Origin of the sequence: Desulfopila aestuarii DSM 18488, assembly GCF_900143695.1 — a bacterium.
GTDB classification, from domain to species: domain Bacteria; phylum Desulfobacterota; class Desulfobulbia; order Desulfobulbales; family Desulfocapsaceae; genus Desulfopila; species Desulfopila aestuarii.
The window spans coordinates 230398-250621 of the sequence record NZ_FRFE01000003.1 but is presented as its reverse complement, the minus strand read 5'-3'; the positions used below and the strand labels follow the sequence as shown (position 1 = coordinate 250621).

Sequence of the window (20224 nt, the reverse complement as noted above, 5' to 3'; positions counted from 1 at the left end):
CAATGGCGAAGGAAAAATTTTCAAGAACAAAGCCACACGTCAACGTCGGCACTGTAGGTCACATCGATCACGGCAAGACGACCCTGACCGCAGCAATTACCCGTGTACTGTCTACTAAAGGTCAGGCGAAATTCACCGACTTTAGTGAGATTGATAAGGCACCGGAAGAAAAAGAGCGTGGCATTACCATTGCCACAGCCCATGTCGAGTACGAGACAACCAAACGTCATTATGCTCACGTCGACTGCCCTGGTCATGCTGATTACATCAAGAATATGATCACAGGCGCTGCCCAGATGGATGGTGCCATTCTGGTCGTTGCCGCTACTGATGGAGCCATGCCGCAGACCCGTGAGCACATTCTTCTTGCTCGTCAGGTTGGTGTTCCTGCCATTGTGGTGTTCCTCAACAAGTGTGACATGGTCGACGATCCTGAATTGATTGAACTGGTTGAGATGGAGCTGCGTGAGCTGCTCGATAAATACGAGTTCCCAGGTGACGATATTCCCTTTATCCAGGGTTCTGCACTTCTTGCTCTTGAGAATCCGGAAGATGCTGAAAAGTCGAAATGCATCTGGGACCTTATGGAGGCTGTTGACTCATACATCCCTGAGCCGGAACGTGAAACTGACAAGCCTTTCCTGATGCCGGTCGAGGATGTGTTCTCTATCTCTGGTCGTGGTACTGTTGCAACCGGTCGTATTGAGCGCGGTATTGTGAAGGTCGGTGATGAGATCGAGATAGTTGGTATCAAGGCTACTCAGAAGACCACCTGTACCGGTGTTGAGATGTTCCGCAAATTGCTTGATGAAGGTCAGGCTGGCGACAATATCGGTGCACTGCTTCGTGGTGTAAAACGAGATGATATTGAGCGAGGACAGGTTCTCGCCAAACCGGGTTCCATTACACCCCATACTCGTTTTGAGGCAGAATGCTATATTCTCGGCAAAGATGAAGGTGGACGCCATACACCGTTTTTCAACGGCTATCGTCCGCAGTTCTACTTCAGAACAACCGATGTTACAGGTATCGTCACCCTTCCGGAAGGGACGGAGATGGTTATGCCTGGAGACAATGTGTCCGTTACCGCTGAATTGATCACTCCCATTGCCATGGATGAAGGGTTGCGTTTTGCCATCCGTGAGGGCGGGAGAACAGTCGGTGCCGGTGTAGTAAGTAAAATCATTAAATAAGGGTGTACGATGATACCTACAGAAAAAATTCGTATTCGTTTAAAAGCTTACGATCATAAACTGCTCGATCAGTCTACGTCTGAGATCGTAGAGACGGCAAGAAGGACCGGTTCTGCAGTAGCAGGGCCAATTCCTCTGCCGACCACCGTGAACAAATTCTGTGTACTTCGTTCACCGCACGTAGACAAAAAATCGAGAGAACAATTTGAAATGAGAACCCATCGTCGTTTACTGGATATTCTCGAGCCGACCCAGCAGACCATTGATCTGCTGATGAAGCTTGAGCTTTCCGCTGGCGTCGATGTCGAGATTAAACTGCCTTAACGGGCTTGAATTGCAAAGCAAATTGAAGCATCGGGTGCAATTATGCCAAAGACAATGGGTATATTGGGTAAGAAAATAGGAATGACCCGCGTTTACAGCGAACTGGGTCAGGCGATCCCTGTAACCGTCGTTGAAGCAGGACCTTGCAAAATTCTTCAGGTTAAGACGGTTGCGACTGACGGATACAATGCAATACAGGTTGGTTTCGCGAACAAAAAAGCACAGCGGGTCAACAAACCTGACGCAGGTCATTTCAAAAAATCAGATTCTGAAGGTTTTTACCATATTCGTGAATTCCGGGTGGCAGACGCTGCTCAGTACACGGTCGGCCAGGAGATAAGCGTGAGTGAACTCTTCAAGGTCGGAGATGTGGTACATGTTCAGGGAACCAGTAAAGGAAAGGGATTCCAGGGTGTCATGAAGCGTCACGGTTTTGGCGGTGGTCGCGATACCCATGGTTCCATGTTTCACAGGGCACCTGGTTCAATTGGTACCAGCGCTTGGCCGAGCCGTGTTGTGAAGGGCAAGAAAATGCCTGGTCAAATGGGCAACCAGACTGTTCTGAAAAAGAACGCCATTGTGATTGATATTCGCGCGGACGAAAATATCGTGCTGCTGAAGGGACCTGTTCCTGGGGCTCAAAACGGCCTCTTGAAAATATTTGCCAAATAATTGATGTCGGAACGAGATCAGGTTCGAGGAGATAGAAATGTCAACTGTAAATGTAATGAACATCAAGAACGAGAACGTCGGGCAGATCGAACTGAATGACGCCGTTTTCAATCTTGAGGTGAAAGAGTACATCCTGCATGATGTTGTACGGATGCAGCGGGCGGCCCGCCGGTCTGGTAACGCATGCACCAAGACCCGCGTGGAAGTCAGTGGTGGTGGCGCCAAGCCTTGGAGACAGAAGGGTACAGGTCGCGCTAGAGCCGGTAGCCGTACCTCTCCTGTTTGGCGAGGAGGCGGTGTGGTGTTCGGTCCCAAGCCGCGTGACTACAGTTTCAAACTGAACAGAAAAGTGCGTAAACTCGCACTGTCGATGGCTTTGAGCGCCAGGCTGCAGGAGGACAATCTGATTGTTCTTGACGATTTCAGCATGGAAGCCATTAAGACCAAGGATTTCGTCAGCGTAATGAAGGGTCTGAACATTGAGAACGGACTCATCGTTATTGACGGCGAGGCGGAAAACCTCAAAAAGTCCTCACGTAACGTGAACGGCTTCAAGGTACTGCCGTCCGAAGGGCTCAATGTGTACGATGTATTGCTGCACAAGAAGCTGGTCCTGATTAAACCTGTAATTGAAAACCTTGAGAAGAGGTTGACGGCATGAAAAATATTTACGGTGTTTTGAAGGGGCCCCGCCTCACAGAGAAGGCTGCCTTGTTGCAGGAAGAAGACGGTAAAATCGTCTTTAAAGTTCATCCCAAGGCAAACAAGATAGAAATCAAGAAAGCGGTGGAGACCATGTTCAACGTCAAAGTAAGGGACGTGAGAACCGCCAACATGCACGGAAAACAGAAAAGGGTTGGACAAAAAATAGGCTTCACCAATGATTGGAAAAAGGCCTACGTCACCCTTTCTGAGGGCGAAATCAATTTCGCGGACGAACTGTAAGAGTCGTCCGAAAGGAAATTGGCTGCGTGCAGTCAACTCTCTCATATTGAATGATTCTATCTAATTATATCATGATGGAGCGATTGGGAAACCATGGCTATTAAGACATATAAACCAACATCAGCCGGTAAGCGACACCAGGTATCCATACTGAATCCTGAGCTGTCGAGCAAACGCCCGGAGAAGAGTCTGGTGGTCAGTCTGTCAAAGACCGGCGGACGAAACAACTACGGACGGGTTACCTCCCGTAATATCGGCGGCGGGCATAAGCGCAAGTATCGTATTATCGATTTCAAACGCGACAAAACCGACATTAACGCAAAAGTCGTGGCTATTGAGTATGATCCTAACAGATCTGCCAATATTGCCCTGCTCACCTACCTTGATGGTGAGAAGCGTTATATCCTTTCTCCTGACGGCGTTTCAGTCGGCGACACTATTGTTGCCGGGGATAATGTTGACATTCAGCCGGGTAACTGCCTGCCGCTGGTCAATATCCCTCTTGGTACCGTCATTCACAATATTGAAATGAAGATCGGCAAAGGCGCCCAAATGGTGCGTAGTGCCGGTGCATCTGCTCAGCTGATGGCGAAAGAAGGCGAGTACGTCTTGGTTCGTCTTCCTTCTGGCGAGGTGCGTAAGTTTCATAAACTGTGCCGTGCCTGCATCGGTTCTGTCGGCAACAGCGAGTATGGCAGCCAGAAGCTTGGTAAAGCCGGACGTAACAGATGGAAGGGCAGAAAACCGCATGTTCGCGGTGTTGCCATGAACCCGGTCGACCATCCGATGGGTGGTGGTGAAGGAAAGAGCTCCGGTGGTCGTCATCCTTGTACTCCATGGGGTTATCCGACGAAGGGTTACAAGACCCGGAAGAACAAGGCTTCAGACAAGTACATTGTCAAGAAGAGATCATAACATTCAAGGAGTAAAGTATGTCCCGTTCAATTAAAAAGGGTCCTTTTATCGATGATCACCTGTTGAAAAAGGTTGAACAGGCAATCGAAACCGGATCTCGCAAGGTAATCAAGACCTGGTCACGCCGGTCCGATATTAGCCCGGAAATGGTAGGACTGACCTTTGCGGTTCACAACGGAAAGAAATTCATACCTGTATTTGTCTCAGAAAATATGGTAGGTCACAAGCTCGGCGAATTCTCCCCGACTCGTACCTACTATGGACACGCTGCTGACAAGAAAGGTAAAAAATAAAAGAGAAACATCACAGTTTCTGGTACGACTCACTGGGAGTACACACTATGGAAGCACGAGCCGTAGGGAAATATATTAGAATATCCCCGCAGAAGGCACGACTGGTTGCAGATGTGGTCAGGGGCATGAACGTTGACCGGGCAATCACCACCCTTCGTTTTATGCCGAAAAAAGGTGCGGAGATCCTGCGCAAGGTGATCGAATCCGCCGTTGCCAATGCAACGCAGGATGAGCAGACCGATGTGGACAATCTTTTCATCAAGAAGATCACCATTGATGGTGGACCTTCACTGAAAAGAATTAGTCCTCGCGCACAGGGCAGGGCAACCCGCATTATTAAGCGGACCAGCCATATTACTGTTGTTCTGGACGAAATTGAATAGAGCAGAATCGGTTGATCCCCATGCTCAGCAAACAGAATAAACTGAACTAAGCACTCTTTGGAGGTTGTTTTGGGCCAGAAGGTAAATCCATTAGGACTCAGACTGAATATTACTCGGACCTGGGACTCGATCTGGTATGCAGATAAAGAGTATGCGTCCTATCTGCTCGAAGATCAGAAGATCAGAAAATTCCTGAAAAAACGTCTTAACCACGCAGGAATGGCCAAGATCATCATTGAGCGTACCGGAGAGAAGGTACGCGCTAAGCTTTTCACTGCCAGACCGGGTATTGTCATTGGCAAGAAAGGTGCCGAGATCGAGATTTTGAAGAAAGATCTTGAGAAACTTGTAGGTCGCAAAGTGACGCTCGACATTCAGGAGGTTCGCCGACCTGAAGCCGATGCACAGCTTGTGGCTGAATCCATCGCCTCCCAGCTTGAACGTCGTGTGGCGTTTCGTCGGGCTATGAAAAAGGCGGTAAACTCTGCGCTGAGGTTTGGCGTTCAGGGCATAAAAATCTCCTGCTCCGGTCGTCTTGGCGGTGCAGAGATGTCACGCTGTGAGTGGGTTCGTGAAGGCCGCGTGCCGCTGCATACCCTCCGTGCCGATGTGGACTATGCTCTTGCAGAGGCGAATACCACATACGGTATTATCGGTGTGAAGGTCTGGATATTCAAAGGTGAAGTTCTGAGTGATAGGGAAGCGCCCGCAGCTTGATGCGGCCTTTTCCATTCAGAACGCACAATCATACAATTATCTGGAGTAAGTGATGTTAAGTCCAAAAAAGGTAAAGCATAGAAAGGTGTTCAAAGGCCGAATGACAGGTACTGCATATCGCGGTTCCTCCTTCGCCTTTGGAGAGTTTGCCTTGAAAGCTGTAAGTTGCGGCAAAATGACCGCACAACAGATTGAAGCTGCCCGTATCACCATTAACAGGACCCTGAAACGTGGCGGTAAAGTATGGATCCGGGTATTTCCGGATAAACCTATCACCAAAAAGCCTGCCGAAACTCGTATGGGTAAAGGTAAAGGCAGCCCCGAGTACTGGGTAGCCCCGATCAAGCCCGGCAGAATTCTGTACGAGATTGGCGGTGTTGATGAGAAACTTGCTATGAGGGCGCTTGAACTCGCCGGCAACAAGCTGCCGTTTGCGACGAAAGTGATTGCAAAGAGGAACACCTTATGAAAGCCGCAGACATCCGCAACATGTCAGTAGAAGATTTGCAAAAGAAAGAAAAAGAGCTCTTTGAGGAGTTGGGAAATCTTACTTTTCACCATCGCATCAGACCTCTTGAAGACACCTCGCGTCTGAATAAAATTAGAAAAGATATTGCCAGGATCAAGACCATCAGAAATGAGGCCGCTGCCAAGTAGGGTGGCGGCTCCACTACATAATTATGTGCATGGTACAATCCTCGCATAACAACACGACGAATTGATCAAATTATGAGTGAAAATACAAAGTCCAGAAAGACAAGAACCGGTTCTGTTGTCAGCAACAGAATGGATAAGAGTGTTGTCGTCCGGGTCGAACGCAAGGTTCGTCATAAGCTTTATGGCAAATATGTGAAAACTAGCGTGAAATACTTGGCAGATGATCCTGAAAACAGCTGCAACATTGGAGACACTGTTCTTATTGAGGAATGCCGCCCATTGAGCAAGCGTAAGCGTTGGCGGGTAAAAACAATCCTGGAACAGGCCATTTAACTTTCTCTCAACTGTGAGAGACCATTAGACTGTTACAGATGAGAAATCAGGTGATGATATGATTCAAACAGAAACAATACTCAATGTCGCAGACAATTCAGGCGCCAAGAAAGTGCTGTGTATAAAGGTTCTTGGTGGTTCAAAGAAGCGCTATGCAGGCATTGGTGACGTAATTACCGTTGCAGTACAGGAAGCGATTCCGCATGCCAAAGTAAAAAAGGGTGACATAATGAAAGCCGTCATCGTCCGTACCGCTAAAGAGATGAAGCGAATGGACGATACCTGGGTCAAATTCGATGAGAATGCTGCGGTTATTCTGTCGAACACAGGTGAGCCGGTTGGTACCCGTATTTTTGGCCCGGTTGCACGAGAACTGAGAACTCTTGGGTTCATGAAGATCATTTCATTGGCCCCTGAAGTCCTTTAACATTCTCTAAAACAGTTCTCGACATTGAGATACATTGACTGAATAAGGGTATTGAAAATGAGACAGGGTAGAACATACCTGAAAAAAGATGATCAGGTTGAAGTGATCGCTGGAAAAGACAAGGGTCGGGTAGGAAAAATCCTGAAGATCCTGCCGGCTGAGAGCAAGGCGATTGTTGAGCGTATTAACATGGTCAAGCGCCACACCAAGCCGACCGAGATGAACCAGCAAGGTCAGATTGTAGAGAGAGAGGCGGCGATTCATGTATCCAATCTTCAACTTATCTGTCCTGAATGTACCAAGACTGGTCGTATAGGGAAGAAGATTCTCGAAGATGGAACCAAGATCCGCTTCTGCAAGAGCTGCGGCGAGTCCATCGAGAAGAAAGCATAGAAACGATAAGGCTTACGCTAGGAGTGATACATGGGTACGCTGAAAGAAGTGTATACAAATGAGTGCGTTCCAGCGCTCAAAGAGGAATTTGGCTATTCAAATGCCATGGAAATTCCCAAGATTGAGAAGATCGTGCTCAACATGGGACTTGGAGAAGCCGTTCAGAATCCTAAGATTGTTGAAGGCGCTGCCGAGGAACTGACCAAGATCGCCGGCCAGAAAGCGGTTATTACCAAAGCGAAGAAATCCATCGCCACCTTTAAACTGCGTGAAGGTATGCCGATCGGCTGCCGGGTCACTCTGCGCGGTGACAAGATGTTCGATTTCATGAGCAAACTGGTCAATATCGCTCTGCCGCGTGTTCGCGATTTCCGCGGGATTTCCACTAAGACCTTCGATGGTCGTGGTAACTTCTCCATGGGTGTAAAAGAGCAGATCATATTCCCTGAGATTGACTACGATAAGATCGACAAGATCAAGGGTCTGAATATTACCATCGTGACCTCAGCCAAGACTGATAAAGAGGCATTCTTCCTGCTGAATAAGATGGGAATGCCGTTTAAGAAATAATCATCGGTATTTCTTTTCTACTGAGGATCCATAAAAAGTATAATCTGGAGGTCGTTTTGGCTAAGAAATCCATAATTGCTAAGGCACAAGGCAAACCAAAGTTCGGTGTGCGGAAGTATAACAGATGTCCGTTGTGCGGTCGTCCGCGCGCATTCATCCGTAAGTTCGGCATCTGCAGGATCTGCTTCCGTAAGCTGGCGTCCAGCGGCCTGATCACTGGTGTGACCAAGTCCAGCTGGTAAGTCTGCCTGCACATCGTATTTGATTTGTCGATTACTTATACAGAATAAGGAGTGTTCGCTATGTCTATGAGCGATCCCCTGGCAGACATGCTGACCAGGATACGTAACGCAGTAATGGCTAAATTTGAAGTTGTGGTAATGCCTGCTTCAAAAACCAAGGCAAACATCGCCAAGGTTTTAAAAGAGGAAGGTTTCATCAGCGACTATCAGGTTTCGCAAGAAGGAGTCCAGGGAACTCTTACCATCACTCTCAAGTACGGGCCGAATAAAGAGCCTGTAATTAATGGTATCAAGAGGATCAGTAAACCCGGGCTCAGAAAATATGCCAAGGCTGGTGCGATTCCCAAAGTCCTCTCAGGACTGGGGGTATCCATTATCTCTACATCCAAAGGCATTATCACTGATAAATCTGCAAGGACCCTGAATACTGGCGGGGAGATTATTTGCGAAGTCTGGTAACAGGCTCAGCAAATTACGGAGGTAATTATGTCTCGTATTGGTAAGCAGCCAATTCCTGTGCCCGCTGGAGTGAAAGTTGACATCAATGGTCAGCACATTGCGGTGACCGGAAGCAAAGGAAAGCTGGAAATGGAAGTCCGTCCTGAAATCGATCTGGTGCTTCAGGACAATGAAATTTTGGTTAACACCCGCGAAGAAGGCCGAAAAGTAAATGCCTTCAGGGGACTGTTCCGCAGTCTCGTCAACAACATGGTTGTCGGTGTTGTTGAGGGTTTCAGAAAAGCACTTATTATCGAGGGTGTAGGGTACAAGGCGAGTGTTGCCGGTAACACCCTGACACTTTCTGTTGGCTATTCGAATCCTGTCGATTATACGTTGCCTGCAGAAGTAAATGCCAAGATGGAAGGTGCCAATAAGATAGTCCTCGAATCTATTGATAAAGAACTCCTGGGACTTACTGCCGCGCAGATTCGTCAGATTAAGAAGCCTGAGCCGTATAAAGGTAAGGGTATTCGTTATGAAGACGAGCATATCGTACGTAAGGTCGGTAAGGCCGGTGGCAAAAAATAAATTCTCGTAACGTTACGCGTTGCAGGTAAAAATTATAACGGTACAAAACTATGGCTAAGACGAATCCCAGGACAATTGCGAGAGCTAAACGCGTCCGTCGAATTCGGAAAAAGATCACAGGAACAAGCGAGAGGCCCCGTCTTAGAGTCTTCAAGAGCAACAAGCATATTTATGCACAGATCATAGACGATAGCCAAGGCCGTACTCTGGTTGCCATGTCAACTGTCGATAAGGAATTTGAGGCAGGTGAGGAAAAGGGCAAGAGTGGTGCTGCGAAAGCTGTTGGATTGAAGATCGCGGAAAGAGCCAAGGCAGCCGGCATTGAGCAGGTTGTTTTCGATCGTGGTGGATATATCTATCACGGTCGGGTCAAGGCGCTTTCTGAAGGGGCCCGAGAAGGCGGTCTGAATTTTTAAAGATATTTAACAATGGGGGTGTCCCTTGTCTGATTTTAAACGTTCCAAAGCTGAAAGCACTGAGGAACTGATCGAGAAGATCGTATTTATCAACAGGGTAGCTAAAGTCGTTAAAGGCGGTAGACGGTTCAGCTTTAGTGCCATCGTGGTAGTTGGCGATGGTAACGGCAAAGTCGGCTACGGTCTTGGAAAAGCGAACCAGGTTCCCGAGGCGATCCGCAAAGGTGTAGAGAAGGCACGTAAAGATATGAAGAGTGTGCCGCTCACCGACGTATCAATTCCGCATGAGATTACCGGCCGATATGGCGCCGGAAAAGTATTGCTGAAGCCTGCATCTGCGGGTACCGGAGTTATTGCCGGTGGTCCTGTACGTGCGGTGCTTGAAGCCGCTGGAGTAAGCAACGTTTTGACCAAATGTCTCGGGTCCAACAACCCGCACAATATGGTTAAGGCTACTCTTGACGGGCTCCGCAGCCTGCGATCAGCTCAGGCGATCGCCAGCTTGCGCGGCAAGACTGTCGAAGAAATTACAGCATAATTTAAGCCATGGGTGACGGCTGTATGTCACCAATAACTGGCTTTTAAATTTTCCAAACAGAAGGTAGTCAAATGGCCGAGACAATTACATTCACTCTGGTCAAAAGTGAAATAGGCAGTACCAAACGGATACGTGCCACCTTGACCGGACTTGGGCTCACCAAATTGAATAAGACTATTACCCGGAAAGATACTCCCGAGCTGCGTGGCATGCTTGGCAAAGTACAGCATCTTGTACGGATTGAGGAGGCATAACATGTTGAACTTAGGTAATCTTTCTCCTCAGGAAGGATCGACTAAACAGCGGAAGCGTGTAGGTCGTGGACCTGGTTCAGGACACGGCAAAACTGCTGGCCGCGGTCACAAAGGCTTCAAATCTCGCTCAGGATCTGGCGTTAAGCCTGGTTTTGAGGGCGGTCAGATGCCGTTGCAGCGCCGTTTGCCCAAGCGTGGATTTAAGAACCCGATGCGCAAGGAAGTTGCCATTGTCTCTCTTGAGCAGCTTGAAGCAATTGCTGGCAACGACGTTATCACTGGAGAAGTTTTGGCGAATGCCGGAGTGATCAAAAAAGGCGCTATCGTCAAAATTCTTGCCAACGGTACGATTGGAAAACCTGTGAAGGTTCAGGTAGATAAGATCAGTGCCAAGGCCAAGGAGCTCATCGAAGCTGCAGGCGGTGAAGTAATCATGGTTGAAGCCGTATCTGCATAAGATACGGCCTCGGCCCACTGGTTTTAGCTGATTTTGTTCTGATCGTTATAGGGATTTCTAATGAGTGGATTGCAGAGTGCTGCTAACATTCCTGAGCTGCGCAAGCGCATCTTCTTCACTATCATCATGCTTGCCGTTTACAGGATGGGTGTCCAGATACCCACCCCCGGCATAAATAGTGAGGCGCTGGCCAATTTCTTCGCCCAGAATGCCGGAACGCTGTTCGGAATGTTTAACATGTTCTCAGGTGGTGCTCTTGAGAACTTTTCTATTTTTGCGCTCGGCATCATGCCGTACATCAGCGCCTCGATTATCATTCAACTTCTGACCGTGGTGATCCCGCAGTTGGAAGCCATGAAAAAGGAAGGGCAGGCTGGTCAGCGAAAGATCACCCAGTACACCCGCTACGGCACCGTGGTGCTCAGTATCATTCAGGGCACCTTTATTGCTGTAGGCCTTGAAGGAATGACCGGTCCTGGCGGCGAAGCCATCGTGCTCAACCCCGGCTGGGAGTTCAAACTGATGACCATGCTGACCCTCACTTCCGGAACAGCTTTTATCATGTGGCTCGGCGAGCAGATGACAGAACGCGGGATTGGAAACGGTATTTCGCTAATCATCTTCGCCGGCATCGTAGCTCGGGTACCTGCCGCAATAGTGAATTCTATTCAACTGGTGAAGGCTGGTGAGATTGGGATGTTCTTTATTCCGATATTGCTGGTGTTCATGTTTGCTGTTATCGCGTTCATTGTTTTCTGTGAGACCAGTCAGCGACGGATTCCAATCCAGTATGCCAAGCGGGTTGTGGGGAGAAAAGTGTATGGCGGCCAGTCTTCGCATCTGCCGCTAAAGATAAATGTATCCGGTGTTATTCCACCGATTTTCGCTTCCTCAATCATGATGTTTCCCGCTACCATTGGGAGTTTCATTAATATCGACTGGGTGCAGCGGGCATCTGCGGCGCTGAGACCTGGGACGGTATATTACTATATTATTTACACTGCGATGATCGTCTTTTTCTGTTTCTTTTACACGGCGGTCACGTTTAAGCCCGACGATGTTGCAGAGAATCTCAAAAAGAACGGCGGCTTTATTCCTGGCATTCGTCCAGGTAAGAAAACCTCTGAGTTTCTTGATAAGGTGTTGACGAGACTTACCGTTGTCGGCGCGATTTATTTAAGTGCGGTGTGCATTCTGCCGACAATCATGATCTCCAAGTTCAACATTCCGTTTTACTTTGGAGGTACTGCTCTACTCATTGTTGTGGGTGTGGCCATCGATACCATATCACAGGTTGAGTCTCATCTGCATATGCGTAACTATGAAGGGTTCATGAAGCAGGGCCGGATTCGGGGAAGGAAGTAGCACGTGTACTGTTCAGATCCGAGTTGTGGAAAATCCATCATCATAAAATCGAGTGATGAGATTGCGATCATGCAGGAGGCGAATCAGATAGTTGCTGAGACGCTATGCATGCTCGTGGATGTGGTCGAGCCTGGGATTACAACCCTTGAGCTTGATCAAAGGGCGGAAGAACTCTGCCTGAAACGAAATGCTGTGCCAGCCTTTAAGGGATATCGCGGCTTTCCGGGAAGTTTATGTGTCTCGGTCAATGAGGAAGTGGTGCATGGCATTCCGACGAGAAAAAGAAAACTAAGAAAAGGTGATATTCTTTCTGTCGATTTCGGAGTGAAGTTCAGAGGGTATTACGGTGACTCCGCGGTTACCATCCCTGTTGGAAAAATAGATTCTGAAAAACAGCGACTGCTGGATGTTACACAGGAGTCTCTCGAGAGGGCCATTGCCCAGGTGGTGGTTGGTAATCGTATAGCCGATATATCCAAAGCTGTACAGGATTACGTCGAGGGGGAAGGTTTTTCGATCGTCAGGCAGTTTGTTGGCCATGGGATCGGAACCGAGCTGCATGAGGGCCCAGAAATTCCCAACTTTTATCAGGGTGAGCGGTCCCCCAGACTTATGGCTGGAATGGTGCTTGCCATAGAACCTATGGTGAACATGGGAACTTACAAGGTAAAAGTTCTACGGGACGGTTGGACCGTCATAACTGCTGACAAGAAACCTTCGGCACATTTTGAGCATTCGGTGGCCGTCACCGAGGATGGGCCGCTGGTTCTAAGCTCACGTGAAAACTATCGCTAGGAAAAAAATAACACTTCTCATTTGTCTTGAACTGTGTTATATTTCCCGCTTTTGAGTTGAAATCTACTTTTTTCAGGAGCCTCCATGGCAAAAGAAGAAGCTATAGAAGTTGAAGGCACCATTATCGAGCCACTACCTAACGCAATGTTTCGGGTAGAGCTAGATAATGGGCATAAAGTTCTTGCCCATATTTCGGGCAAGATGCGGATGCATTTTATTAAAATCCTGCCTGGAGACAGAGTGACAATCGAGCTTTCCCCGTACGACCTTACCCGGGGGAGAGTGACATTCAGGGCAAAGAACGCCAAAAAGAAAAAATAGAGAGTTTGACTATTATGAAAGTGCGTACATCGGTAAAAAAAATATGCAGTGACTGTAAAGTGTTTAAGCGTAACGGTGTTGTGCGCGTGTCCTGTAAAGTAAAAAAACATAAGCAGCGACAGGGATAATCAAACTTTTTACGCTCAATATTCACTTCCTTGAAGGAGACAGGTTTTGGCACGATTAGCTGGAGTTGACCTTCCTAAAAACAAACATTTAGATAGAGCGCTGACCTACATTCACGGTATCGGGCTCACCTCTTCCAGGAAGATCCTCGATAAAGTGGATCTCCCATACACCATGAACAGCGATGATCTGGATGGTGATGATATTAACAGACTTCGTAAGGTTATAGAGGAAGAGTACGTCGTTGAAGGTGATCGCCGTCGTGAGGTTTCCATGGACATCAAGCGTCTTACCGACCTTGGTTGTTACCGTGGGCGCCGTCATCGCATGGGACTGCCATGCCGTGGACAGAGAACCAAGACAAATGCCCGTACTCGCAAAGGGCCTCGTCGTGGTGCAGCAGCACGCCGAAAATAATCGATAAAATTACAGGTGTAAGATATGGCTGGAGCGAAGCGTGCTGATGCACGGACAAAAAAGAGAGTAAAAAAGAATGTGCATGAAGGCATAGTCTTTATCTACTCTACATTCAATAATACAATTGTCACGATCTCCGATAAACAGGGGAATGTGGTATCCTGGTGCAGTTCTGGTGTTCTCGGGTTCAAAGGCTCTCGTAAGTCTACCCCGTTTGCCGCCCAGAACGCTGTTGCCGATGCGGCAAAAAAAGCTTCCGATTTTGGTATGCGTAAAGTTGAGGTTAAGGTCAAAGGACCTGGGCCCGGCCGTGAAGCAGCCCTTCGGGCGCTGATCAATACCGGATTTGAGGTAAGCAGGATCTATGATGTTACTCCGGTACCTCATAATGGTTGTAAACCTCCGAAGCGTCGCCGCGTCTAACCGCATTTGCGTGAATATCGAAAATATCTTTACATAATGGAGGCCAAAGTTGGCTAGAAATATAGGTGCTGCATGCCGTCGTTGCAGACGAGAAAATCTTAAACTGTATTTGAAGGGTGACAGATGTTACTCAGACAAATGCTCTTTTGAACGTCGAGCATTTGGTCCTGGACAGCACGGTCAGGCCCGGTTCAAGAAACTGTCTGACTACGCAGTTCAGCTGCGCGAGAAGCAGAAAGTCAAGTCAATGTACGGAATGCTTGAAGGTCAGTTTCGGCTTACCTTCGCAAAATCCGAGATGCAAAAAGGTGTTACCGGCGAAAACCTTTTGATTAATCTTGAAAGACGCCTGGACAACACCATTTTCCGGATCGGCTTTGCATCTTCCCGTAACCAGGCCAGACAGCTGGTGAGGCACAAGCATATTCTGGTCAACGGCAAAAAGGTCAATGTACCATCTTTTCTCGTATCTGCTGGTGATGTGATCACCATCAAAGAGAAAAGTCGTGCTAATACCTTGCTGAACGAGAATCTGGAAGCGGTAGCCCGTCGTGGCGTTCCGTCCTGGATTGAGCTGGATAAGGACAACTACAAGGCAGAGATCAAGACCCTCCCGAACAGAGAAGAGATCACCATGCCGATTCAGGAGCAGCTCATCGTCGAGCTTTACTCCAAGTAATAGCAGTGCTTACGACAGATGGCTCCTTCTCTTTGAGGGAGTTGTCTGTTTCTTATTGTCAGCGTTCGGTAAAGCATCGCCTGTCTGGGCCCGCCGGTTTTTAATCGAGCGACATAATCGACTCTCATCGCCTCAGGCGTAGACAAAACAAAGCTAACAGAAACGCAAAGAAGGATCATATGACGCAAGCTGCCGAAGAAAAAATACCATATTACCGTAACTGGCGCGAGCTGATAAAACCCGAAAGAATCGAAGTTGACAGGGATAAGCATACCGAAGCGTACGGTAAGTTTGTATGTCAACCCCTTGAGCGGGGATTCGCGTCCACTATCGGAAATTCATTGCGCAGAGTACTTCTGTCATCTATTCAGGGCGCTGCGATCACCACCATCAAAATAGATGGAGCTCTTCACGAGTTTACCACGCTGAAGGATGTGATGGAGGATGTCAGTGAGATCATCCTGAATCTCAAGCTGGTACGGCTCAAGCTCAACTCTGATGAAGCTCAGGTTGTCGTCATTGATAAAAGCGGACCTGGCAAAGTCACAGCAGCTGATATTAAAGGTTCCGCTTATGTTGAGGTGATGAACCCTGAGCAGGTTATCTGTACCCTTACTGGTGAGGTCAATTTTCGCGCAGAATTCACTGTGGAATGGGGAAAGGGATATCAGCCGGCAGAGCGACAGAGCAAAGAAGAACTTTCAATTGGCCAGATTCCGATTGATGCGATTTTCACCCCGATTAAAAAGATTCAGTACTACGTGGCTCAGGCTCGTGTCGGACAACAGACCGACTACGACAAGTTGACAATCGAAATTGAGACGGACGGTAGCGTGCGTCCAGAGAATGCTCTTGCCTTTGCTGCAAAGATTTTAAAAGATCAGATGTCCATCTTCATCAACTTCGATGAGGAAAAAGCTGAGCCGAGCAAGGATGAGAGTGGTCGCGAGAGCAATGAGCCGCTTAATCCGTATCTCGATAAGCCGGTTGAGGATCTTGAATTGTCTGTACGATCGGCAAATTGTCTGAAAAACGCAGAGATCAATTACATTGGTGATCTTGCCCAGAAGTCCGATCAGGAAATGTTGAAGACGAAGAACTTCGGACGCAAGTCGCTCAATGAGATCAAAGCGCTTCTTTCTGAGATGGATCTCACGCTCGGTATGAAATTTGATAACTGGGTTCGCCCGTGCGACCGGGAAAAAGACGAAAATCAGGGGTAGGGCTCAAGCCTTTACTTTAACTTTAGAAACCTGAATCATCCATAAATGGAACGACCCATTTGGGAATGTTGAGGATATTCAAATGAGACATAAACACTCCGGAAGAAGACTGGGCCGCACCGGCGCACATCGCACAGCGATGTTTAGAAACATGGTAACCTCACTTTTCGAGCACGAGCGTATCGTTACCACACACGAAAAAGCTAAAGAGCTTCGACCAATCGCTGAGAAAATGATCACTCTTGCCAAGCGGGGTGATATGCATGCACGGCGACAGGCATTGTCCTATATCCGCAGCAAGGATGTAGTACATAAACTTTTCAGCTCGATTAAAGACCAATTTGCCGATAGAAACGGTGGTTACACACGTATTCTGCAGACGGGTGTCCGCAGAGGTGATGCTGCTTCCATGGCCATCATTGAGTTGGTGGGATATCAGGAGCAGGTAGCAGCAGTCAAGGAAGCGAAAGATAACTGATTCGGTTCCAATGATAAGATAAAAAGGCTGACTGGAGCATACGCTTCGGTCAGCCTTTTTTTTTATCGTCTACTCATCGTGTTTTTAACAATATATGTAAATATAGTGGGTTAATCTATGAGTGAATTGAAATCATTCCCAGAAGGTATGGAGCCTCTTGGTGATTCTGCTTTTACGTTCAAGTGTCATCCTGGAGTATCCTGTTTTACTGTGTGTTGTCGAAAAGTTGATCTCCAGCTCTACCCGTACGATGTCTTACGCTTAAAGAATGCGCTCGGAATTGATTCTGAAGTGTTCATGCATACCTACACCAGGCTGGTGAGTGCAGGCAATCCGTTTTTTCCATCTGTTATGCTGGCATTGACCGATGAGGGGAAGGGGGCTTGCCCTTTTCTTGCCGACAGTGGCTGTACTATCTATGAAAACCGCCCCTCAGATTGCCGCAGCTATCCGCTTGAGCGTGCTGTAGATCGTAATCCTCAGGCAAGAGGGCCAAAGGACCATTACTTTCTGGTTCGCCACGACTATTGCAAAGGGCATGAAGAACAGGAAACAATCACGGCCCGACAGTATGTGAGAAGTCAGCAGCTGGAGGAGTACAACACCTATAATGAGCTGTGGGCCGAAATGGATACCATCTTTAGAACCAATCCATGGCAAGGTGAAGGTGCTGGTGGACCGCGCCAGCAGCTAGCATTCATGGTTTGCTATAATATCGACGGGTTTCGTCGACTTGCAACCGAACGAAATCTCATTGAACAGTTCAGATTGCCTAAGGATAGAAAACGGGCTATCAGCCAACGCGATGAAGAACTACTGAAATTTGGCTTCGATTGGTTAAAGCTGCTCTTTACCGGAAAATCGTCACTCGTTAAAAGGTGAGCGACTTGTATCAAGCTATATCTTTCTTGATCATAGTGGTTCTGAATTGTTAATTTGGTATTACCATATGTACGAACTTGTGAGCATTTCTGATATTTCACCCCATGTAATGAGCTTATCCCTGACTCAACCGGTTTAACTTTGATGAATGTTAACGCAATCATCAAACGGTACAATACGGTCAATGGCACTCGCTTATGCAGAGGGCTTGCAAAAGTTTAAGGGTCATGGTAAAAGACAATGTTTACCTACAACGGGCGGTTCATCGTGAACCTTCCATAATTACAACACACATCTTCGCAGTCACTGGTGTCGCTTCTAATATGTAACATATTCGAGCGATTACAGAAGATGGCGGCCAAACCAGAAAGGGGAAAACATGGCGAACGCAACAGTAAGAGACATGCTGCAGGCGGGACTCCATTTCGGTCATCAGACCAGACGATGGAATCCCAAAATGAAACCGTATATCTACGGTCCTCGTAACGGCATCTACATCATCAACCTTGATCTCACCAAAAAGCTTTTTGATAAAGCGTGTGATTTCATTGCCAGTGATGTGAAAAAAGGCGGAACCGTACTGTTTGTCGGTACCAAGCGCCAGGCGCAGAATATCATTAGTGAAGAAGCACGCCGTTGCGGCATGTACTATATTGATCATCGCTGGCTTGGTGGTATGCTCACCAACTTCCAGACCATTAAAAGATCCATCGATCGCTTGAAGGCTATTGAGGCTATGCAGGCCGATGGTTCCATCAATCGGTTCCCGAAAAAAGAAATTCTCCTGATGGAGAAAGAGCGGATCAAGCTTGAGAGAAACGTTGGCGGTATCAAAGATATGCGCAACCTTCCCTCGGTTCTCTTTGTTGTCGACCCGAAGAAAGAAGCTATTGCTGTTAGCGAAGCTCAGAAACTCGGTATTCCTGTTGTTGCTATTGCCGACACCAACTGTGACCCTGACGGTATCGATTTCATTATTCCGGGCAATGACGACGCTATTCGTTCCATTCGCCTTATCAGCCAGCAGATTTGTGAGGCTATCCTTTCCGGTGTTGCTGAGCGTGATGGTGATGACGCATCCGAAGAGGCAATCGCTGCAGCTATGGCTGATGCCGGTTCAGAGATGGCAGAGAGTTCAGAGAGCACTGAAGAATAGTAGTAAATGATTCCTGATGGTTGCACCATTTCAGGAACAGCTCAGAAGGGGTTTGTCTTTGGACTACCCCTTTTGTCGTGTCTACGAAAATCGTAATTTACCGACCGGTATGGCATTAATTATTGTTTACCGGGTGGTGTGAAAAGTTGAGATAAACTTGCCTTTTTGGCGAAACATATAAGGAGATATACCATGCAGATTACAAGCCAGATGGTAAAAGACCTCAGAGACAAAACCGCTGCCGGCATGATGGATTGTAAAAAGGCGTTGGCGGAGACGAATGGCGACATGGAGAAGGCTGTCGATTTTCTTCGTCAGAAAGGACTTGCTGTAGCCGCAAAAAGAGCCGGTAAGGCCACCAGTGAAGGTACCATTGGTGTCTATGTTCACGCCGGCGGCAAGCTCGGTGTCATGGTGGAACTCGGTTGCGAAACAGACTTTGTTGCCAAGACAGACGCATTCGTTGATTTTGCTAAGGATGTGGCCATGCATATCGCCGCAGTCAATCCGGTGGGCATCAATCGTGATGACATTCCGGCCGAGTTGATTGCCCGTGAAAAAGAGATCTATGTAAATCAGGCTCTTGATTCAGGAAAACCAGCTGCAATCGTTGAGAAAATGGTTTCAGGCAAGGTTGATAAATTCATTGCAGAGTCCTGCCTGATGGAACAGAAATTTGTTAAGAATCCTGATCTTACCATCCAGGATAAACTGAACGAGGTGATCGCCACCATGGGCGAGAATATCTCGATCAAACGCTTCTCCCGCTTTCAGGTGGGTGCAGAGTAGGATTCTTCCTGCCAAACGGCCGGTTGTCATTAGGCAGCCGGCCGAAGTTGTTTTAATGAACCTCATGAAATCGGATAACAGAACAAGGAGTGCGGGATGACAGTAGAATACAGACGAATCCTTCTGAAGTTGAGCGGCGAAGCTCTGATGGGCGCCGATTCGTATGGCATCAATACCGACGTGCTTGATTTTGTCGCAAATGAAATTCATGAGGTTGTTGAACTCGGTGTGCAACCGGGTATCGTTATCGGTGCGGGTAATATTTTTCGTGGTGTAGCCGGGGCGAGCAAAGGCATGGATCGTGCTACTGCTGACAATATGGGAATGCTGGCGACGGTAATGAACAGTCTGGCCATGCAGGACGCGCTTGAGAGACGAGGGGTTATTACCCGGGTTATGTCTGCTATTCCGATGCAATCGGTTTGCGAGCCCTACATCAGAAGGCGCGCAGTGCGTCATCTTGAAAAGGGACGCGTAGTCATTTTTGCCGCTGGTACAGGCAACCCGTATTTTACCACCGACTCCGCCGGAGTACTGCGGGCACTTGAAATCGATGCCGACCTCGTGATTAAGGCAACCAAAGTTGATGGTGTTTATGATAAGGATCCAGTAATATACCCGGATGCTGTCAAGTATGATAATCTCACCTATGACACCGTACTTCGAAAAGGCTTAAAGGTCATGGATGCTGCCGGTATTGCTCTGGCCAAGGAAGATAACAAGCCGATTAAGGTTCTCAACATGGCCGTCGCCGGCAACATAAAAAAAGCTGTTTTCGGCGAGAAGGTCGGTACCTTGATTACCTCTTGAGA

General features: G+C 47.8%; 35 protein-coding genes. All 35 read left to right on the top strand.

Annotated elements, in window-relative coordinates:
- Positions 1 to 2 precede the first annotated feature (2 nt).
- The 35 genes from tuf (at position 3) to pyrH (ending at position 20222) form a co-directional block, all read left to right on the top strand.
- The gene (gene tuf / locus BUF15_RS04725) at positions 3 to 1193 is read left to right on the top strand and encodes an elongation factor Tu (protein ID WP_073612296.1); all 1191 of its coding nucleotides are present in this window, start codon (positions 3 to 5) and stop codon (positions 1191 to 1193) included.
- Between the two features lie 12 nt (positions 1194 to 1205).
- Positions 1206 to 1517, top strand: coding sequence for a 30S ribosomal protein S10 (rpsJ, locus tag BUF15_RS04720; protein WP_176360112.1), 312 nt, complete (start codon positions 1206 to 1208; stop codon positions 1515 to 1517).
- A 42-nt stretch (positions 1518 to 1559) separates the two neighbouring features.
- The gene (gene rplC / locus BUF15_RS04715) at positions 1560 to 2189 is read left to right on the top strand and encodes a 50S ribosomal protein L3 (RefSeq protein ID WP_073612294.1); all 630 of its coding nucleotides are present in this window, start codon (positions 1560 to 1562) and stop codon (positions 2187 to 2189) included.
- Positions 2190 to 2226: 37 nt separating this feature from the next.
- Positions 2227 to 2850: a 50S ribosomal protein L4 gene (gene rplD / locus BUF15_RS04710; RefSeq protein ID WP_073612293.1), complete on the top strand. Its 624-nt coding sequence runs from the start codon at positions 2227 to 2229 to the stop codon at positions 2848 to 2850.
- The gene (gene rplW, locus BUF15_RS04705) at positions 2847 to 3134 is read left to right on the top strand and encodes a 50S ribosomal protein L23 (protein WP_073612292.1); all 288 of its coding nucleotides are present in this window, start codon (positions 2847 to 2849) and stop codon (positions 3132 to 3134) included. Before rplD ends, rplW begins: the two co-directional genes overlap by 4 nt.
- A 93-nt stretch (positions 3135 to 3227) precedes the next feature.
- Positions 3228 to 4049, top strand: a complete 822-nt coding sequence (gene rplB / locus BUF15_RS04700) for a 50S ribosomal protein L2 (protein ID WP_073612291.1) — start codon at positions 3228 to 3230, stop codon at positions 4047 to 4049.
- 17 nt (positions 4050 to 4066) lie between these two features.
- Entirely contained in the window at positions 4067 to 4342 is a 276-nt protein-coding gene (rpsS, locus tag BUF15_RS04695; RefSeq protein WP_073612290.1) for a 30S ribosomal protein S19, read from the top strand.
- Between the two features lie 47 nt (positions 4343 to 4389).
- On the top strand, positions 4390 to 4725 hold the full coding sequence (rplV, locus tag BUF15_RS04690) for a 50S ribosomal protein L22 (protein ID WP_073612289.1): 336 nt from the start codon (positions 4390 to 4392) through the stop codon (positions 4723 to 4725).
- Positions 4726 to 4794: 69 nt separating this feature from the next.
- On the top strand, positions 4795 to 5442 hold the full coding sequence (gene rpsC / locus BUF15_RS04685) for a 30S ribosomal protein S3 (protein ID WP_073612288.1): 648 nt from the start codon (positions 4795 to 4797) through the stop codon (positions 5440 to 5442).
- Between the two features lie 52 nt (positions 5443 to 5494).
- A complete protein-coding gene (gene rplP / locus BUF15_RS04680; RefSeq protein ID WP_073612287.1) occupies positions 5495 to 5911 on the top strand; it encodes a 50S ribosomal protein L16 in 417 nt (138 codons plus the stop codon).
- Positions 5908 to 6099: a 50S ribosomal protein L29 gene (gene rpmC, locus BUF15_RS04675; protein WP_073612286.1), complete on the top strand. Its 192-nt coding sequence runs from the start codon at positions 5908 to 5910 to the stop codon at positions 6097 to 6099. Before rplP ends, rpmC begins: the two co-directional genes overlap by 4 nt.
- A gap of 72 nt (positions 6100 to 6171) precedes the next feature.
- Complete coding sequence (gene rpsQ / locus BUF15_RS04670) at positions 6172 to 6432, top strand: 30S ribosomal protein S17 (RefSeq protein WP_073612285.1); 261 nt, start codon at positions 6172 to 6174, stop codon at positions 6430 to 6432.
- A 58-nt stretch (positions 6433 to 6490) separates the two neighbouring features.
- Complete coding sequence (gene rplN / locus BUF15_RS04665) at positions 6491 to 6859, top strand: 50S ribosomal protein L14 (protein WP_073612284.1); 369 nt, start codon at positions 6491 to 6493, stop codon at positions 6857 to 6859.
- A 57-nt stretch (positions 6860 to 6916) separates the two neighbouring features.
- Complete coding sequence (rplX, locus tag BUF15_RS04660; protein ID WP_073612283.1) at positions 6917 to 7252, top strand: 50S ribosomal protein L24; 336 nt, start codon at positions 6917 to 6919, stop codon at positions 7250 to 7252.
- Positions 7253 to 7282: 30 nt separating this feature from the next.
- Complete coding sequence (gene rplE / locus BUF15_RS04655) at positions 7283 to 7822, top strand: 50S ribosomal protein L5 (protein WP_073612282.1); 540 nt, start codon at positions 7283 to 7285, stop codon at positions 7820 to 7822.
- Between the two features lie 56 nt (positions 7823 to 7878).
- The gene (locus tag BUF15_RS04650) at positions 7879 to 8064 is read left to right on the top strand and encodes a type Z 30S ribosomal protein S14 (RefSeq protein ID WP_073612281.1); all 186 of its coding nucleotides are present in this window, start codon (positions 7879 to 7881) and stop codon (positions 8062 to 8064) included.
- 60 nt (positions 8065 to 8124) lie between these two features.
- A complete protein-coding gene (gene rpsH, locus BUF15_RS04645; RefSeq protein ID WP_073612280.1) occupies positions 8125 to 8523 on the top strand; it encodes a 30S ribosomal protein S8 in 399 nt (132 codons plus the stop codon).
- 27 nt (positions 8524 to 8550) lie between these two features.
- Positions 8551 to 9093 carry a 50S ribosomal protein L6 gene (gene rplF / locus BUF15_RS04640; protein WP_073612279.1) on the top strand — a complete coding sequence of 181 codons (543 nt, stop codon included), beginning with the start codon at positions 8551 to 8553 and terminating at the stop codon, positions 9091 to 9093.
- Positions 9094 to 9143: 50 nt separating this feature from the next.
- Positions 9144 to 9509, top strand: coding sequence for a 50S ribosomal protein L18 (gene rplR / locus BUF15_RS04635; RefSeq protein WP_073612278.1), 366 nt, complete (start codon positions 9144 to 9146; stop codon positions 9507 to 9509).
- Between the two features lie 25 nt (positions 9510 to 9534).
- Complete coding sequence (rpsE, locus tag BUF15_RS04630; protein ID WP_073612277.1) at positions 9535 to 10047, top strand: 30S ribosomal protein S5; 513 nt, start codon at positions 9535 to 9537, stop codon at positions 10045 to 10047.
- 71 nt (positions 10048 to 10118) lie between these two features.
- Positions 10119 to 10301 (top strand): 50S ribosomal protein L30, encoded by a 183-nt coding sequence (gene rpmD, locus BUF15_RS04625; protein ID WP_073612276.1) that lies wholly within the window; start codon positions 10119 to 10121, stop codon positions 10299 to 10301.
- Positions 10302 to 10305: 4 nt separating this feature from the next.
- Positions 10306 to 10758 (top strand): 50S ribosomal protein L15, encoded by a 453-nt coding sequence (gene rplO / locus BUF15_RS04620; protein WP_073612373.1) that lies wholly within the window; start codon positions 10306 to 10308, stop codon positions 10756 to 10758.
- Between the two features lie 60 nt (positions 10759 to 10818).
- Positions 10819 to 12123 (top strand): preprotein translocase subunit SecY, encoded by a 1305-nt coding sequence (gene secY / locus BUF15_RS04615; protein WP_073612275.1) that lies wholly within the window; start codon positions 10819 to 10821, stop codon positions 12121 to 12123.
- A gap of 36 nt (positions 12124 to 12159) precedes the next feature.
- On the top strand, positions 12160 to 12918 hold the full coding sequence (gene map / locus BUF15_RS04610; protein ID WP_268753159.1) for a type I methionyl aminopeptidase: 759 nt from the start codon (positions 12160 to 12162) through the stop codon (positions 12916 to 12918).
- A gap of 84 nt (positions 12919 to 13002) precedes the next feature.
- Complete coding sequence (gene infA, locus BUF15_RS04605; protein ID WP_035234762.1) at positions 13003 to 13239, top strand: translation initiation factor IF-1; 237 nt, start codon at positions 13003 to 13005, stop codon at positions 13237 to 13239.
- Between the two features lie 14 nt (positions 13240 to 13253).
- The gene (gene rpmJ / locus BUF15_RS04600) at positions 13254 to 13367 is read left to right on the top strand and encodes a 50S ribosomal protein L36 (protein ID WP_073612274.1); all 114 of its coding nucleotides are present in this window, start codon (positions 13254 to 13256) and stop codon (positions 13365 to 13367) included.
- A 46-nt stretch (positions 13368 to 13413) separates the two neighbouring features.
- A complete protein-coding gene (gene rpsM / locus BUF15_RS04595; RefSeq protein WP_073612273.1) occupies positions 13414 to 13782 on the top strand; it encodes a 30S ribosomal protein S13 in 369 nt (122 codons plus the stop codon).
- Between the two features lie 24 nt (positions 13783 to 13806).
- Positions 13807 to 14205, top strand: a complete 399-nt coding sequence (gene rpsK / locus BUF15_RS04590; RefSeq protein ID WP_073612272.1) for a 30S ribosomal protein S11 — start codon at positions 13807 to 13809, stop codon at positions 14203 to 14205.
- A 49-nt stretch (positions 14206 to 14254) separates the two neighbouring features.
- Entirely contained in the window at positions 14255 to 14884 is a 630-nt protein-coding gene (gene rpsD, locus BUF15_RS04585; protein ID WP_073612271.1) for a 30S ribosomal protein S4, read from the top strand.
- Between the two features lie 179 nt (positions 14885 to 15063).
- Positions 15064 to 16107, top strand: a complete 1044-nt coding sequence (locus BUF15_RS04580) for a DNA-directed RNA polymerase subunit alpha (protein WP_073612270.1) — start codon at positions 15064 to 15066, stop codon at positions 16105 to 16107.
- 82 nt (positions 16108 to 16189) lie between these two features.
- Positions 16190 to 16585, top strand: a complete 396-nt coding sequence (gene rplQ, locus BUF15_RS04575) for a 50S ribosomal protein L17 (protein ID WP_073612269.1) — start codon at positions 16190 to 16192, stop codon at positions 16583 to 16585.
- A gap of 117 nt (positions 16586 to 16702) precedes the next feature.
- On the top strand, positions 16703 to 17467 hold the full coding sequence (locus BUF15_RS04570; protein WP_073612268.1) for a YkgJ family cysteine cluster protein: 765 nt from the start codon (positions 16703 to 16705) through the stop codon (positions 17465 to 17467).
- A gap of 379 nt (positions 17468 to 17846) precedes the next feature.
- Positions 17847 to 18623 carry a 30S ribosomal protein S2 gene (gene rpsB / locus BUF15_RS04565; protein ID WP_073612267.1) on the top strand — a complete coding sequence of 259 codons (777 nt, stop codon included), beginning with the start codon at positions 17847 to 17849 and terminating at the stop codon, positions 18621 to 18623.
- A 192-nt stretch (positions 18624 to 18815) separates the two neighbouring features.
- A complete protein-coding gene (gene tsf, locus BUF15_RS04560; RefSeq protein WP_073612266.1) occupies positions 18816 to 19412 on the top strand; it encodes a translation elongation factor Ts in 597 nt (198 codons plus the stop codon).
- A gap of 96 nt (positions 19413 to 19508) precedes the next feature.
- Entirely contained in the window at positions 19509 to 20222 is a 714-nt protein-coding gene (pyrH, locus tag BUF15_RS04555; protein ID WP_073612265.1) for a UMP kinase, read from the top strand.
- The last annotated feature ends 2 nt before the right edge of the window (positions 20223 to 20224 follow it).